This is a genomic window from Actibacterium ureilyticum (genome assembly GCF_002285435.1).
Lineage (GTDB): Bacteria > Pseudomonadota > Alphaproteobacteria > Rhodobacterales > Rhodobacteraceae > Actibacterium_C > Actibacterium_C ureilyticum.
This window is the reverse complement of record NZ_NSBT01000037.1, coordinates 613,729-628,242: the sequence shown is the minus strand read 5'-3', so window position 1 is coordinate 628,242 and position 14,514 is coordinate 613,729. Positions and strand designations below refer to the sequence as shown.

The 14,514-nt window shown below is 64.3% G+C and carries 17 protein-coding genes; 8 read left to right on the top strand and 9 right to left on the bottom strand.

Features of this window, described 5'->3' with window-relative positions; translation table 11 throughout:
* Positions 1-200 precede the first annotated feature (200 nt).
* Positions 201-1,148: a zinc ABC transporter substrate-binding protein gene (locus CLM60_RS16075; RefSeq protein ID WP_095590120.1), complete on the bottom strand. Its 948-nt coding sequence runs from the start codon at positions 1,146-1,148 to the stop codon at positions 201-203.
* 91 nt (positions 1,149-1,239) lie between these two features.
* On the opposite strand from CLM60_RS16075, the gene CLM60_RS16070 reads away from it, so the two are divergent.
* Genes CLM60_RS16070 through CLM60_RS16060 form a run of 3 tightly spaced genes read left to right on the top strand, consistent with a single transcriptional unit; the run spans position 1,240 to position 3,271 of the window.
* A complete protein-coding gene (locus tag CLM60_RS16070) occupies positions 1,240-1,722 on the top strand; it encodes a Fur family transcriptional regulator (RefSeq protein WP_095590119.1) in 483 nt (160 codons plus the stop codon).
* Positions 1,719-2,468, top strand: a complete 750-nt coding sequence (locus CLM60_RS16065) for a metal ABC transporter ATP-binding protein (protein WP_095590118.1) — start codon at positions 1,719-1,721, stop codon at positions 2,466-2,468. The genes CLM60_RS16070 and CLM60_RS16065 overlap by 4 nt, the downstream gene beginning before the upstream one ends.
* On the top strand, positions 2,465-3,271 hold the full coding sequence (locus CLM60_RS16060; protein ID WP_095590117.1) for a metal ABC transporter permease: 807 nt from the start codon (positions 2,465-2,467) through the stop codon (positions 3,269-3,271). The genes CLM60_RS16065 and CLM60_RS16060 overlap by 4 nt, the downstream gene beginning before the upstream one ends.
* Before the next feature lie 110 nt (positions 3,272-3,381).
* Here the strand turns inward: CLM60_RS16060 and CLM60_RS16055 are convergent, their stop codons facing one another.
* Both CLM60_RS16055 and parE read right to left on the bottom strand, forming a co-directional pair.
* The gene (locus tag CLM60_RS16055) at positions 3,382-4,104 is read right to left on the bottom strand and encodes a DUF4145 domain-containing protein (RefSeq protein WP_095590116.1); all 723 of its coding nucleotides are present in this window, start codon (positions 4,102-4,104) and stop codon (positions 3,382-3,384) included.
* The gene (gene parE / locus CLM60_RS16050; RefSeq protein WP_095590115.1) at positions 4,097-6,055 is read right to left on the bottom strand and encodes a DNA topoisomerase IV subunit B; all 1,959 of its coding nucleotides are present in this window, start codon (positions 6,053-6,055) and stop codon (positions 4,097-4,099) included. Before parE ends, CLM60_RS16055 begins: the two co-directional genes overlap by 8 nt.
* A gap of 186 nt (positions 6,056-6,241) precedes the next feature.
* On the opposite strand from parE, the gene ppk2 reads away from it, so the two are divergent.
* Positions 6,242-7,219: a polyphosphate kinase 2 gene (ppk2, locus tag CLM60_RS16045; RefSeq protein ID WP_095590114.1), complete on the top strand. Its 978-nt coding sequence runs from the start codon at positions 6,242-6,244 to the stop codon at positions 7,217-7,219.
* A 43-nt stretch (positions 7,220-7,262) separates the two neighbouring features.
* On the opposite strand, the gene CLM60_RS16040 is transcribed toward ppk2, so the two are convergent.
* Complete coding sequence (locus CLM60_RS16040; RefSeq protein ID WP_095590742.1) at positions 7,263-7,964, bottom strand: DUF533 domain-containing protein; 702 nt, start codon at positions 7,962-7,964, stop codon at positions 7,263-7,265.
* Positions 7,965-8,131: 167 nt separating this feature from the next.
* Here CLM60_RS16040 and CLM60_RS16035 point away from each other — a divergent pair, with 167 nt between their 5' ends.
* Positions 8,132-9,502, top strand: a complete 1,371-nt coding sequence (locus tag CLM60_RS16035; protein ID WP_095590113.1) for an MATE family efflux transporter — start codon at positions 8,132-8,134, stop codon at positions 9,500-9,502.
* Here the strand turns inward: CLM60_RS16035 and CLM60_RS16030 are convergent.
* The 3 genes from CLM60_RS16030 to CLM60_RS16020 are packed head-to-tail and all read right to left on the bottom strand — an operon-like array spanning position 9,499 to position 11,816.
* Complete coding sequence (locus tag CLM60_RS16030; protein WP_095590112.1) at positions 9,499-9,888, bottom strand: hypothetical protein; 390 nt, start codon at positions 9,886-9,888, stop codon at positions 9,499-9,501. The genes CLM60_RS16035 and CLM60_RS16030 overlap by 4 nt on opposite strands.
* Positions 9,889-9,940: 52 nt before the next feature.
* Positions 9,941-10,585: a class I SAM-dependent methyltransferase gene (locus tag CLM60_RS16025; RefSeq protein ID WP_095590111.1), complete on the bottom strand. Its 645-nt coding sequence runs from the start codon at positions 10,583-10,585 to the stop codon at positions 9,941-9,943.
* A gap of 28 nt (positions 10,586-10,613) precedes the next feature.
* Positions 10,614-11,816, bottom strand: coding sequence for a pyridoxal phosphate-dependent aminotransferase (locus CLM60_RS16020; protein ID WP_095590110.1), 1,203 nt, complete (start codon positions 11,814-11,816; stop codon positions 10,614-10,616).
* 91 nt (positions 11,817-11,907) lie between these two features.
* Between CLM60_RS16020 and CLM60_RS16015 the strand changes: the two genes are divergently transcribed.
* The 3 genes from CLM60_RS16015 (at position 11,908) to CLM60_RS16005 (ending at position 13,152) form a co-directional block, all read left to right on the top strand.
* Positions 11,908-12,315: a helix-turn-helix domain-containing protein gene (locus CLM60_RS16015; protein ID WP_095590109.1), complete on the top strand. Its 408-nt coding sequence runs from the start codon at positions 11,908-11,910 to the stop codon at positions 12,313-12,315.
* Positions 12,312-12,572 carry an FAD assembly factor SdhE gene (locus CLM60_RS16010; protein WP_095590108.1) on the top strand — a complete coding sequence of 87 codons (261 nt, stop codon included), beginning with the start codon at positions 12,312-12,314 and terminating at the stop codon, positions 12,570-12,572. The genes CLM60_RS16015 and CLM60_RS16010 overlap by 4 nt, the downstream gene beginning before the upstream one ends.
* Positions 12,573-12,654: 82 nt before the next feature.
* Positions 12,655-13,152, top strand: a complete 498-nt coding sequence (locus CLM60_RS16005; protein ID WP_095590107.1) for a MarR family winged helix-turn-helix transcriptional regulator — start codon at positions 12,655-12,657, stop codon at positions 13,150-13,152.
* Positions 13,153-13,161: 9 nt separating this feature from the next.
* Here CLM60_RS16005 and CLM60_RS16000 read toward each other — a convergent pair whose 3' ends face one another.
* Positions 13,162-13,917, bottom strand: a complete 756-nt coding sequence (locus tag CLM60_RS16000; protein ID WP_245848442.1) for a DUF1194 domain-containing protein — start codon at positions 13,915-13,917, stop codon at positions 13,162-13,164.
* Entirely contained in the window at positions 13,911-14,339 is a 429-nt protein-coding gene (locus CLM60_RS15995; RefSeq protein WP_095590106.1) for a VOC family protein, read from the bottom strand. Before CLM60_RS15995 ends, CLM60_RS16000 begins: the two co-directional genes overlap by 7 nt.
* Positions 14,340-14,514: the final 175 nt, after the last annotated feature.

Below are 14,514 nucleotides of genomic sequence, written 5' to 3'. Positions count from 1 at the left end.
GACGCGCAGGGAAGAGTGGTTCTCTTTTCAAGCGGCCCGAGCCGCTGAGATGAAGCGGATTTGGCGTCCTTCGGATTTGGCGGGTTTTCCGCCTGCCTACTTTTCAGAGCCTTGAAATAGAACCACTATTCCTGCGGCTCTGCGCGTTGTCAGACGAAAAACCTGCCAAACCAGCGGTGCAGGATTAATGGGTCCTGACCCTAGTTCAGGCAGGCCGCAAAGGTCTGCCCCAGCGCCTCGAGCGTTTCGGGATAGTGGCGCGGTCCGGGCGCGATCAGCGTGCCCAGCGGGTCCAGCACGGCGGTGCGGGCTTCGGTCCCCTCGAACACCGTGGCGACCAGGCCCGCGTTGAATTGCGGTTCGGAAAACACGCAGCCCGCCTGCATCTGGCGCACCTTGTCGCGGATTTCGACGATCCGGGCGGGGCTGGGATCCGACGCATCACCAAGCGAGATCGACCCCGCCGCCGCCAGGCCGAACCGGCTTTCGAAATAGTGATAGGCGTCGTGGAAGACGATGAAGGGGCGGTCCCGCACCGGCGTCAGCCAATCGTCGAGCTTGGCGATGACGGCGTCGATCTCGGCCATGCCCTCGGCGGCATTGGCGCGATAGGTTTCGGCGTTGTCGGGGTCTTGTGCGCTTAGCGTCTCGGCAATGACGCCCAGCCACGCCTTGCCGTTTTCGGGGTCGAGCCAGGCATGCGGATCGCCGTCGTGGTGGTCATCCTCGGCATGGTCGTCGTGGTCGTCGCCATGCTCATCCGCGTGGTGGTCGTCTTCATCATGGTCGTGATGTTCGAACGTCGCGCCCTCGCGGAAGGCCAGCACATGGGTGTGCGGATCGTCCAGCAATTCGACCACCGTGGCATCCCCGGCCAGGGTCTTGACCGGCTGCGCCATCCAGGGCGTCAGCGCCTCGCCGATCCAGAAGACGACAGCGGCCTTTTCCAGCGCATGCGCCTCGGACGGGCGCATGGCATGGCCGTGCGGCGAAGCGCCGGGCGGCACGATCAGGTCCGGCGTCCCCAGACCCGCCATCACCCGCGATGTCAGGGAATGAACGGGCAGGATGTCGGTGGCGACATTCGGAACCTCGGCCAGGGCGGGCGCGGCGGCCAGTCCGACCGCGATTGTCAGGAAGCGCAGCATGGAGCACCTATGTAATTATATAACATAGCGGCGCTTGATATATCGGTTGTTATATCATATCAACAGCAAAATTCACCGACGAGGCCCACAGATGGAAACCATCGGCTTTTCCAAACACGACCATCACGCCTGTATCGAAGAAGGCCTGGCCGCGGTCGAGGCCACGTGCCGCCGCGACGGTCTGCAATTCACGCCCCAGCGCCGCCGGGTGCTGGAAATCCTGCTGCAGGAACACCGCGCGATGGGCGCCTATGAAATCCTGGACAAGCTTCGGGCCGAAGGTATGGGCGCCCAGCCGCCCGTGGCCTATCGCGCGCTGGATTTCCTGGTCGGCAACGGGTTCGCGCACAAGATCGAGCGTCTGAATGCCTTTATCGCCTGTGCCCATCCCGGGGCGCGGCACAAGCCCGCCTTTCTGATCTGCCGCAAATGCGATTCGGTGGCCGAGGCATCGTCGGACGCCGCGCTGAAGGCGATGACCGAAACGGTCAGCGATACCGGTTTTCAGATCGACCGCATGATGATCGAGGCGCTGGGCATCTGCCCCAACTGCGCCGGGGCCGAGGCCACATGAACCTGATTACGATTCGCGACCTGTCGGTGCGGCTGGGCGGCAACCCCGTCCTGTCGCATGTCGACCTGAGCGTCGACACGGCCGAGATCGTCACCATCGTCGGCCCCAACGGGTCGGGGAAATCGACACTGCTGCGGGCGATCATCGGGGCGCAGAAACCGACCGGGGGTCAGATCACCCGCGCGGCCGGTTTGCGCGTGGGTTACGTCCCGCAAAAGCTGCATATCGATCCGACCCTGCCGATCACCGTCGAACGGTTCCTGAACCTGCCGCACCGGGTGTCCCGCGCCACATGGCGGGCCGCGCTGGATCAGGCGGGGGCGGGCGATCTGGCCGGGCGGCCGATGGCGGGGCTGTCGGGCGGCCAGTTCCAGCGCGTGCTGCTGGCGCGGGCGCTGATGAACGACCCGCAACTGCTGATCCTGGACGAGGCGACGCAGGGGCTGGACCAGCCCGGTTCCGCGGCCTTCTATCGCCAGATCGAAACCCTGCGCCGCGACCTGGGCTGTGCCGTTCTGATGGTCAGCCACGAGCTGCATGTGGTCATGGCGGCTTCGGACCGGGTGATCTGTCTGAACGGCCATGTCTGCTGCCACGGGACCCCCGAACACGTGGCCCAGGCCGAGGAATACCGCGCCCTGTTCGGCACCGGCACACAGGGCGCGCTGGCGCTTTACCGGCACGACCACAATCACAGCCACGATCACGGCACCTGCGAAGATCACAGCCACGAGGCCGCGGAATGACATTCCTGGACGATTTCCTGATCCGCTCGGCGCTGGCCGGGCTGGGCGTGGCGTTGTCCGCCGCGCCGCTGGGCTGTTTCGTGGTGTGGCGGCGGATGGCCTATTTCGGCGACGCGACGGCGCATGCGGCGATCCTGGGCGTGGCGCTGGCGCTGGTGTTCGACACGTCGGTCTTTGGCGGCGTGCTGGCGGTGTCGCTGCTGATGGCCACCACCGTCACGGCGTTGAGCGGGCGGGCCCACACAATGGACACGCTGCTGGGGGTGATGGCGCATTCCGCGATTGCTTTTGGCCTTGTCGCGGTGTCGCTGTTGCAGGGCGTGCGGATCGACCTTATGGCCTATCTGTTCGGTGATATCCTGGCGGTCAGCCGGGGCGATCTGGCGGTGATCTGGGGCGGCGCGGGGATGGTGATCGGGTTGCTGGTCTGGCGGTGGCAGGCTTTGCTGACCGCCACGCTCAGCCCCGATCTGGCCCATGCCGCCGGGATCAACCCCCGGCGCGAGCAATATGTGCTGACCATCGCGCTGGCGCTTGTGGTGGCGGTCGCGATCAAGGTGGTGGGTGTGCTGCTGATCGCGGCGATGCTGATCATCCCCGCCGCCGCCGCGCGCCCCTTTGCCCGCACGCCCGAGCGCATGGCGGGTATCGCGGCGGGGATCGGCGCGCTGTCGGTCCTGGCGGGGCTGCGGCTGTCGTTCCAGTTCGACACGCCCACGGGGCCGACGATTGTTTGTGTGGCGGCGGTGCTGTTTGCGCTGATCAGTGCCGGCGCGGCGCTCAAGGGGCAGACGGCGGGGTAGGGCGGCGTGGTGGGTTGAAAACCCACCCTACATGGCCCGTGCAATGCCCCGGCGCGGAATCAAGGCCGCAGGCCGCCGCGCCAGCGCCGTCCCGCTGGTTTAATGGGGGTCTAGTCTTGGAGTGTTTTTCGAGCAGGTATTTTCACGGAAAGCTGATCTAAGTCCTGAGGAAGAATAATGGAATGATGGAGAAAAGTTTCCAGAGCATCAAGCAAGGCACTTAGATCGTTTCGATCAGGCTCCCAACCGCGATGCGCTGCCGCTGAGCCAGTATCTACAAGTATTTTTAAGACTTTCTTCTCTCTAGGCGAAATATGACCTTCCCTGCGTAGCGCCTCAATTTTGTCGGAGAATGACAATTCAGGATCAATTCCTAGAAGCTCGCCGACAATATCAAAACAAGTACGGACCCCCATGGCGCAAAGTATATTTGCGTCGCGGTTTGCCGCGCCATATGTGTCTACAAGCAGGCCATAGAGCGCTTCGTATTTTTGCGCAAAAACTTGAGACATCCATTTAGGGAGTTCACGCCATTGAGGCTCAGGGAAGAACTCCCAGTGAAGCGTGCTTTCTATACTTTCGAGATTTTTTGCAGGCGAAATTGAAATTGACAATGGACCTTTGCGTTCGGTCCCTAACGCCTGAAAAAGCGTGTTGCATCCCGCACATTCCAATAACGCGAAGCGCTTCACAAGCGTCGGAAGAAGCGTGTTTTCATGCGAAATTTCTTCTTCTAGGCAGTGCTTCACAACAATGTTTTGCTCCAGTTTGCAACGAGGGCAAGGAGCCTTGGTTAGCGGGAGCCTATCAAGTATGCGGCGTTTGCTAGACATCCAACTCCTCAACAAACCGCGCGTTCTCCTGGATGTACTGGAACCGCAGCTCGGGTTTTTTCCCCATCAGCCGGTCCACCAGGTCGCCGGTTTCGCCGGGTTCGTCCTCGTCGATGGTGACGCGGATCAGGCGGCGGGTGGCCGGGTCCATGGTGGTTTCCTTCAGCTCCTTGGCGTTCATCTCGCCCAGGCCCTTGAAGCGGGACACGTCGATCTTGCCCTTGCCGCCCAGACCCTTTTCCAGCCATTCGTCTTTCTCAGACTCGTTCAGGCAGTAAACCCGCTTCGGCCCCTGTTTCAGGCAGAACAGCGGCGGGCAGGCCAGATAGAGGTGCCCGTGGTCGATCAGCGGCCGCATCTGGGAAAAGAAGAACGTCATCAGAAGCGAGGCGATATGCGCCCCGTCGACATCGGCGTCGGTCATGATGATGACCTTGTCATAGCGCAGATCGTCGATGTTGAATTTCGTGCCCATGCCGACGCCAAGCGCCTGGCAGATATCGCTGATTTCGGCATTGCTGCCCAGTTTCGAACTGGCCGCGCCCAGCACGTTCAGGATCTTGCCGCGCAGGGGCAGCATGGCTTGCGTCTTGCGATCGCGCGCGCCCTTGCCCGAACCGCCGGCCGAGTCCCCCTCGACCAGGAACAGCTCTGTGCCGTCGCGCTGCTGCTGGGTGCAGTCGACCAGCTTGCCCGGCAGGCGCAGCTTTTTCGTGGCGGTCTTGCGTGCGGTTTCCTTTTCCTGCTTGCGGCGCAGGCGTTCCTCGGCCCGCAGCACCAGGAAATCCAGGATCGCGCCCGCCGATTTCGTATCGGCGGCCAGCCAGTTGTCGAAATGGTCGCGCACGGCGCCTTCGACCATCTTCTGCGCGGCCTCGGTCGACAGGCGGTCCTTGGTCTGACCGACAAAGGACGGATCGGCGATGAAGCAACTGACCAGCGCCGCGCCGCCCGCCAACAGGTCGTCGCGGGTGATCTGGGCGGCCTTCTTGTTGCCGACCCGTTCGCCATAGGCCTTGATCCCCTTCAGGATCGCGGCCCAGAAACCGGCGACATGGGTGCCGCCCTCGGGCGTGGGGACGGTGTTACAGTATGACTGGATGAACCCGTCGCGCGAGGGGGTCCAGTTGATCGCCCATTCCACGTAACCCGGCGCGTTGAACTTGTCGGCGAACTCGACCTTGCCGGCAAAGGGCGCCTCGGCATAGGTGGTCGCACCCGCCAGCGTTTCGGTCAGAAAATCCTTGAGCCCGCCGGGGAAGTGATAGGTCACCTCGACCGGGGTTTCGCCATCGTCGATCTCGGACTTCCAGCGGATCTCGACGCCCGAGAACAGATAGGCCTTGGACCGCACCATCGCGTGCAGGCGCTTGGGCTTGAACCGGTGCTTGCCGAAGATCTGTTCATCGGCGTGGAAGGTAACGGATGTGCCGCGCCGGTTGGGCGCCGCGCCCAGCTTTTCCACCGGCCCCTGCGGGATGCCGCGCGAGAACCGCTGTTCGAACAGCTCGCGGTTGCGCGCGACCTGCACGATCAGCACGTCCGACAGCGCGTTCACCACCGACGAGCCCACGCCGTGCAGGCCGCCCGATGTCTGATACGCCTTGCCCGAGAATTTGCCGCCCGCGTGCAGGGTGCACAGGATGACCTCCAAAGCGGATTTGCCGGGGAATTTCGGGTGCGGGTCGATCGGGATGCCACGGCCATTATCGGTGACGGTGACCGAATAATCGGCATGCAGCGTCACCTCGATCCGGTTGGCGTGACCGGCCACGGCCTCGTCCATCGAGTTGTCCAGGATCTCGGCCACCATGTGGTGCAGGGCGCGTTCATCGGTGCCGCCGATATACATGCCCGGCCGCTGGCGGACGGGTTCAAGGCCCTCAAGGACCTCGATATCGGAGGCATCATAGTCGTCGGGGCCGGTTCCGGACATCAGGTCGTCTGGCATGCAGGTGCTCGATTCTTAGGATCTTTTGATTTCCGGCATTAGAGCATTCGGGGCCACGTGGCGCAACATCTGGTGTGTCCCAAGGGCCGCAGCGGCAAGGCTCTGTGTAACGGTTTGATGTCGGTCAAGGCGACAAATGCGCATCGGGTCTAGGGGGAGGCGGTGCGAAAAAAGGAGAAATGCGAGATGCCCCCAGCCGTCCAGAGCCCCGACCAAGCCGCCCCGAAACCCGCCGCCGCCAAACCCGCCGCGCCGAATGGCGCCGCCCGCGCCCCGCGCCGGCCAGCCGCGCCCAAGGCCAGCCCGGAATCCATCGCGCATGCGTTTGAAAACGGCGTCTATCCCTATGACAAGAAACTGTCGCGGCGCAGCTACGAGACGCAAAAGGCGCATCTGCAGGCCGAGCTGCTGAAGGTGCAGCTGTGGGCGCAGGAGACGGGGCAGAAATTCGTGATGCTGTTCGAGGGCCGCGATGCGGCGGGCAAGGGCGGCACGATCAAGCGCTTTACCGAGCATCTGAACCCGCGCTCGGCCCGGGTTGTGGCGTTGAACAAACCCACGGACGAGGAACGCGGCCAGTGGTTCTTTCAACGTTATGTCGAACATCTGCCCACGGCGGGGGAAATCGTCCTGTATGACCGGTCGTGGTACAACCGCGCCGGGGTGGAGCGGGTGATGGGGTTCTGTACCCCCACCGACTACCTGGAATTCATGCGCCAGACGCCCGAGCTGGAGCGGATGCTGGTCCGGTCGGGTATCCGGCTTTACAAATACTGGTTCTCGGTCACCCAGGACGAACAGCGCGCGCGGTTCCAAGCGCGCGAGACCGACCCGCTGAAACGCTGGAAGCTCAGCCCGATCGACAAGGCGTCGCTGGACAAATGGGAGGATTATACCGAGGCGAAAGAGGCGATGTTCTTCTATACCGACACCGCCGACGCGCCCTGGACGATCGTCAAGTCGAACGACAAGAAACGCGCGCGGCTGAACTGCATGCTGCATTTCCTGAATTCGCTGGATTATCCGGGCAAGGATCTGAAGATCGCCCATGCGCCGGACCCACTGATCGTGGGGCATGCGGGGCATGTGGTGCACCGGTCGGATCACATACTGGGATCGTCGCTGCATCCCGATATGCGGCGCAGCCAGTCGCCGGGGGCGTGATGCGGCATGCGCCGCCCGTTGGAGGGCGGCGCATCGCGTTTGCTCAGCTGTAAAGCGCGGGCGCGCCAAGCTGGTCGTGGATGTGGTTGACCGACGCCTGGTCGATCCCCAGGGCGCTGGCCAGCTGGTGCAGGTACTGCGCCTCGTTCCGGTTATCCAGATCAATGCCCATCACCGACATCAGATAGATCTGACTTTCCATGCCGCGCGGCGTGGCCTTGGCCAGCGCGTCGACATCCACCGGTTCGGCCAGCAGGTCGTTGACGTACTGTATCTCCTGCGGGGTGATGTCGGTGCCCAGATGGCCCAGCAGCTTTTCCTTTTCCGCGGCGTCGATCTTGCCGTCGGATTTCGCGGCCTGAAGCATCGCCTTCAGCATCAGCCCGGCCTGTTCCTCGTGGTGGCGCGAGGGTGTGGTTTCCGGCTCGCCGAAACGGTCCAGCGACTGGTTCAGCAGATCGCCCAGGCTGCCGCTGGACGGCGTGGTGCTGCGCGCATCCGTCGGGCGCGAGGCCTGCGACAGGCTTTCCAGCAGCCCACCCAGGCCGCCCGCCGCACCGCCCGTCGTCGTGGCGGCGCCACGGCCCGACAGGACCGAGCCAAGCAGATCTTCGATCCCGCCGCCGCTGCGGCTGGTCCGCTGCCCCAGCACGCTGCCGGAACCGGCCTTCTTGGTCATGCTTGATACGCCTTTGGCCACGGCGACACCGATGGCGACCTTGGCAAGAGTTTTCATCAGGCTCATCATTTCCCTCCGTTCAATCGAATTTCAACGTAATGTATCTGAACCAATGCGTTCAGGGGAAACTGCGGCCGAACTTCCCGCGGCCGCTGCACATTTTTAAATGCGGGGCGCGCGCGTGTGGCGGCATGCCACTGGACCCCGACCGTATCCTACCATAGAGCGGAAAGATGACCACGCGCTCTGCATATCGCCGGCATGTCACGGAAACGCTGCGGCTGGGCCTGCCCCTGGCGGGCAGCCTGCTGGCGCAATTCAGCGTGGGCGTGGTCGATGTGATCATGATGGGCTGGTACGGCGTCGATGCGCTGGCGGCTGTCGTGCTGGGCAGTTCGGCGTTCTTTGTCCTGTTCATCTTCGGCAGCGGCTTTGCCCATGCGGTGACCCCGCTGGTCGCCGAGGCCGCCGCCAAGGGATACGAGCCCGAAATGCGCCGCGTCACGCGCATGGCGCTGTGGATCTGCGCCGGGTTCGCGGTGCTGATCCTGCCGCTGACATGGTTTTCGGCGCCGGTTCTGCGCGCGCTGGGGCAGGAGGCTGCGCTGTCGGATCAGGCACAGATCTATCTTCGGATCGTCGGGTTCCAGCTGCTGCCCGCCTTGACCGCGATGGTGTTGCGCAGCTTTCTGTCGGCGCTGGAGCGCACGCGCTTCATCTTCTGGATCACCATCCTGGGGGCGGCGGCGAATGCGGCGCTGAACTGGGTGCTGATCTTTGGCAAGCTGGGCGCGCCAGAGCTGGGCATCCAGGGTTGCGCGCTGGCCTCGCTCCTGGCGAACCTGCTGATCATGGCGGCGTTCCTGGCCCATACCGGCTGGGCACGGGCCATCCGCAAATACGCGCTGTTCCACCGGCTGTGGAAACCCGACCCGGATGCGCTGCGCGGGGTGTTCCGGCTGGGCCTGCCGATCAGCCTGACCCTTTTGGCCGAGGTGGGTCTGTTTTCCGCCGCCGCCTTCATGTTCGGCTGGATCGGGGTGAACGACCTGGCCGCCCATGGCATTGCGATCCAGATCGCCTCGGCCACGTTCCTGGTGCATCTGGGCCTGTCGCAGGCCGCCACGATCCGGGCCGGGCGCGCGCGGGGCAAGGGCGATCAGGCCTGGCTGCGGGGCGGGGCGCTGACCGCGACGCTGATCTCGCTGGTGCTGGCGCTGATCGCGGCGGGGGTATTCCTAGCGGTGCCCGAGGTTCTGATCGGGCTGTTTCTGGACCCAGACAACCCCCAGCGCGCCGATATCGTGCGCATCGGGGCGGTACTGCTGATGATCGGCGGGGTGTTCCAGCTGGCCGATGCGGCGCAGGTGATGGCGCTGGGCCTGTTGCGCGGGGTGCAGGACACCACCGTGCCGATGCTGATCGCGGGCGTCAGCTATTGGGGCATCGGCCTGCCGGCCAGCTATGTGCTGGCCTTTCCCATGGGGTTGGGCGGGCCGGGGGTCTGGTGGGGGATCGTTCTGGGCCTGCTGGCGTCGGCCGTGCTTTTGTCGGGGCGGTTCTGGCGCCGTGCCAGCCGGATCGAGGGCGCGGACGGCCCCTAAAGCCGGTCGGCCTTCTTGCGCACCAGCACCGTGCGCAGATCGTGCATTGCGAGCAGAAGCCGGTCCGTCACCTGATCCAGCTGTGCGTCGGTGGCCCGGCTTTGCGCCCAATGCGTGGTCAGGTTCAGGTGATCGACCGTGCGCAGGATGTCGTCGATATCGCGCCGGGCCAGTTCGGCGCGGCGGTCCTCCATCCAGGCGTCGATGGCCTGTCGGTCGGCATCGGACAGGGTGGTGTTGCCCTGCGGCTTGACCTCGCCATTGCGGATGTTCAGCACCGCGATCTGCGTCATGTCCAGCCGCCGCTGGCGGTTTTCGGTGTCCAGCTTGAACACCGCGGCGCCGTTTTCGCGCACCCGGAAGTAATAGTCGGGAAGGTCGGTCATCGGGCGGTCCCTTGTTGCCTTTGGGGCAACCTAGGCGGCGCGGATCACGCTGTCAAAGATCGCCGTCGCCACGCCGCGCGACGATATAGCGGCTGCGCCCACCGGCGGGATAGCTGGCGGATTCGATCACCTGAAACCCGGCGGCGGTGATCTGCGCCTCAAGCTCGTGCGGCGTGAGGCGCGCGACAAAGGCCACACCGAAGATCCGCCGCACCACCGCGATCAGCAGCCGCATGTGCAGGGCGTGGCCGATACAGATCGTCTTGCTGATCAGAAGCCCGCCGGGACGCAGGCGGCGCGCGCTGTCTTCCAGCGCGGCGGGCAGGTCGGGGATCAGATGCAGCAGGTTGAACGCCAGAACCGCATCATAGGGCCCGTCCCCCAGCGCCGCGTCGCCCGGCGCCCCCTGCACGATCCGCAGGTTGGGACAGGGATCGGCGGCCAGCTTTTCCTGACCGATCTTCACCATCTCGGCCGAGAAATCGCTGGCCGTGTACTGACCCACCCCCGGCGCCAGCAGCAGCGCGGTCGACGCGGTGCCCGCGCCCAGTTCCAGCACCTTGTCTTCGGGACCCAGATAGGACCGCGTGCGCGTCAGGGTCGCCTGATAATTCTCGGGGTTCGCGATCTTGCGCCCGGCATACTTGCGCGCGATCCTGTCCCAGAATGCCCATGGCGGGCGCGGTTGCTGGCGCATCTGACGGTCCTCCCGCTGCGGGGGCGTGTCAGCTCAGGCTGGCGCAGAAATCCTGGATGCGGGTGCAGGCCTGATGCAGCGCCTCGTCCGACGTCGCATAGCTGACCCGGAAATTCGGCGACAGGCCAAAGGCCGCGCCGAACACCACGGCCACGCCTTTTTCCTCCAGCAGGGCGGTGGCGAAGACCTCGTCATCGGTGATCTTGACGCCCGCCGGGGTCGTCTTGCCGATGCACCCCGCGATGGACGGATAGACATAGAACGCGCCCTCGGGCACGGGGCAGACGATGCCGTCGGCTTCGTTCAGCATCTGCACGACCATGTCGCGGCGGCGCACGAAGATCTTGTTGTTCTCGGGGATGTAATCCTGCGTGCCGTTCAGCGCCTCGACCGCGGCCCATTGGCTGACCGAACAGGGGTTCGACGTGCTTTGCGACTGTACCTTGCGCATGGCGCCGATCAGCTCGACCGGGCCCGCGGCATAGCCGATGCGCCAGCCGGTCATGGCATAGGCCTTGGACACGCCATTACAGGTCAGCGTGCGGTCATAAAGCCCCGGCTCGACCTCGGCGGGCGTGCAGAAGGTGAAATCGTCATAGCACAGGTGCTCGTACATATCGTCGGTCATCACCCAGACCTGCGGATGGCGCATCAGCACATCGGTCAGCGCCTTCAGCTCGTCCCAGGTATAGCCCGCCCCGGTGGGGTTGCTGGGCGAGTTGAAGATCAGCCACTTGGTCTTGGGCGTGATCGCGGCCTCAAGCTGTTCGGGCGTCATCTTGAAGCTGTTTTCGATCCCGCATTCGACGGCCACGGGTTCGCCGCCCGCCAACAGCACCATATCGGGATAGCTGACCCAATAGGGCGCGGGGATGATCACTTCGTCGCCCGGGTTCAGCGTGGCCATCAGCGCATTATACAGGATCTGCTTGCCGCCGGTGGCGACGCTGATCTGCGCGGGGGTATAGTCCAGCCCGTTGTCGCGCTTCAGCTTGGCACAGATCGCGTCCTTCAGCTCGGGGATGCCATCGACGGCGGTGTATTTCGTCTTGCCGGCATCGATCGCGGCCTTGGCGGCGTCCTTGATGTTCTGCGGCGTGTCGAAATCCGGCTCGCCCGCGCCCAGACCGATCACATCCTTGCCCGCGGCCTTCAACTCGCGCGCCTTGTTGGTCACGGCGATGGTGGGTGACGGTTTCACGCGGGCCAGGGTCGTGGACAGGAAAGACATAGATGCCTCCGGTTTTGTAATTTGCCTCAATCTCTCATAGGGTGCGCACAAACCCGGTTCAAGCGGCTTTGGACAGCCGGAAGGAGACAGCATGCAGGACGACCAGACCGACCCCGAAAATTGGTATTCCGAAGAACAGGCGACCTTTGGCGACCGTGTCGCGGGCGCGCGTGACGCGATGGGCCTGAGCCAGGCCGAACTGGCGCGCAGGCTGGGCATCAAGCTGAAGACGCTGCGCGCCTGGGAAGAGGACCTGAACGAGCCGCGCGCCAACAAGCTGCAGATGCTGGCGGGGGTGCTCAATGTCTCGATCATGTGGCTGATCAATGGCGAGGGCGACGGGCTGGACGGCCCGACCGACCCCCAGCCCCTGCAGGCCGAGGCGCGCGCGCTGTTGGCCGAAATGGGCCGGATCAGCGATCAGTTTCAGACGCTGGCCCAGCGGATGCAGCGGCTGGAAACCCGTCTGTCGGATCTGGTGCAGGAGCCCGCGGAATGACCCAGGTTGACGAGGCACGTCTGAAACGTCTGAAAATCCGCTGCTGGCGGCGCGGGATCAAGGAAATGGATCTGATCCTGGGCGGGTTCGCCGACAAGCACCTGACCAGCCTGAGCACGGCCGATCTGGATGCGCTCGAGGCGCTGATGGAGGAAAACGATCATGACCTGTATCAATGGGTGTCGGGGCAGGGCGCGGCGCCCGCGGAACACGCCCCGATGATTGCGCGGATCGCCCGGGAATTCGGCGCAGTTTAATCCAATTCGAATGGCATTAACGAAATCTTCGCGGGTTTTGTTCTACTCCTGTTCTCGTCTTGTGACGGAAGGAGTTGAGAAGATGAGCATTCAATCGCCGATGCCGGCCCCCGCAGCGCAGGGGTTCATCACCGGCTATCTCGAGGCGTTGTCGCTGGTGGAACGGTTGCACCGTTTGCTGCTGGACGTCATCAAGGACGAGTTCGAACGCGTGGGGCTGCTGGAGATCAATTCGGTCCAGGCGCTGCTGCTGTTCAACATCGGCGATAACGAGGTGACGGCGGGCGAGCTGAAAAGCCGCGGCTATTACCAGGGGTCGAACGTGTCCTATAACCTCAAGAAGCTGGTCGAAAAGGGCTTCATGCACCATCAGCGGTGCGAGATCGACCGCCGGTCGGTCCGGGTGCGGCTGACCGCCCGGGGCCGCGAGGTGCGCGATATCGTGGCCGAGCTGTTCGAACGCCACGCCGAGGGGCTGAAGGCCAAGGGCGTCGTCGGCGAACACGGGCTGGACGAAATCACGATGGGGCTGCGCCGGATGGAACGGTACTGGAGCGACCAGATCCGCTATATCTATTGACCGGCGATGTCAGCCGGGGGCCTTTTCGGCGGTGTTGCGGGACACCGACAGGCCCTGCAGCTCTTTCAGCAGCTTGCGCACCATCGCCTGTTCGAAATCGCGAAACTGTGTGGCGGTTTCGGTAAAGGCATCGGGCCCGCGGATCACCTCGGCCTGGAAATAGGCGACCAGATCGGCCAGTTCGCCCGCCCGGTCGCCGGTCAGCGGATCCGCGACGGTGCCGATCACCAGCGCATTGACCGTGATGTCCGAACCGGGGCCAAGCTGTGCCGCGCGCGGACGCGGTCCGGCATTGGATTTGCCGTCCCCCGTCAGATCCAGCGTGCGTTTCCAGCACGCGCCCTGCGCCGACAGCTGCGCCGCGCCCATCTCGATCGCCGAGCCGATGGCGGTGGTATGCGCGGTGGCCAGCCGGGTGCTGCGTTGCAGGATGGCGTTGATGGCGGCCAGATCGGCATCGGTGGTGATCTCGGTCCAGGGCAGCAGGACATGCTGATCCTCGGCCCCGCTCCATTCGAAGATCAGCAACCGGACCGGGGCGGATGGCATCGCCAGCAGCGCCTTGCGCACATCGGGATGCATCAGCGCATTGGCCAGCCCGCCCAGTTGCAGCCGGTACTCGACCCGGTCGACCGACCCCGACACGTCCAGCCCGATCGCCAGCGCCTGGCGGCAGGCGGTCTGGCCAGGCGCCGCCGTGGGACACAGCGCCGCCAGACAGACCGCCAGCGCCTTGGCGCCGGGGCAGGGCGCGCGCCCTACCAATGGCCCGTGTTTTCCATGCTGGCCCAGGGTTCGGCCGGTGCCAGCGCATCGCCCGCCTGCAACAGCTCGACCGAGATATTGTCGGGGCTGCGCACAAAGGCCATGCGCCCGTCACGCGGCGGCCGGTTGATCGTGACGCCATTGTCCTGCAGGTGCTGGCACATGGCATAGATATCCTCGACCTCGTAGGCCAGATGCCCGAAATGCCGGCTGTCCGACGGCAGCCCTTCGTCGCCATCCCAGTTCCAGGTCAGCTCGACCGGGCACTCCTCCTGTCCCGGCGGGGCCATGAAGATCAGCGAAAACCGGCCCGCGTCGCTGTCCATGCGGCGGGTCTGTTTCAGGCCCAGCAATTCGTAAAACGCCATGGACTCTTCCAGGTTCTTCACCCGGACCATCGTGTGCAGATAACGCAAAGACATGTCCGTTCCTTTTCCTTCGGTGGGGTCTTCATCACAATATGGCCGCGATGGCCCCGCTGACCACCCCTGCTTTCGGGGCGGTGCCATGCGCGGGCGGTTGGGTCGGAAAAAACTCCAAGGCACACCCCATATGCCTGTTCCCTGCCTGCGGCCCACCAGATATAGTCTCAGCCGA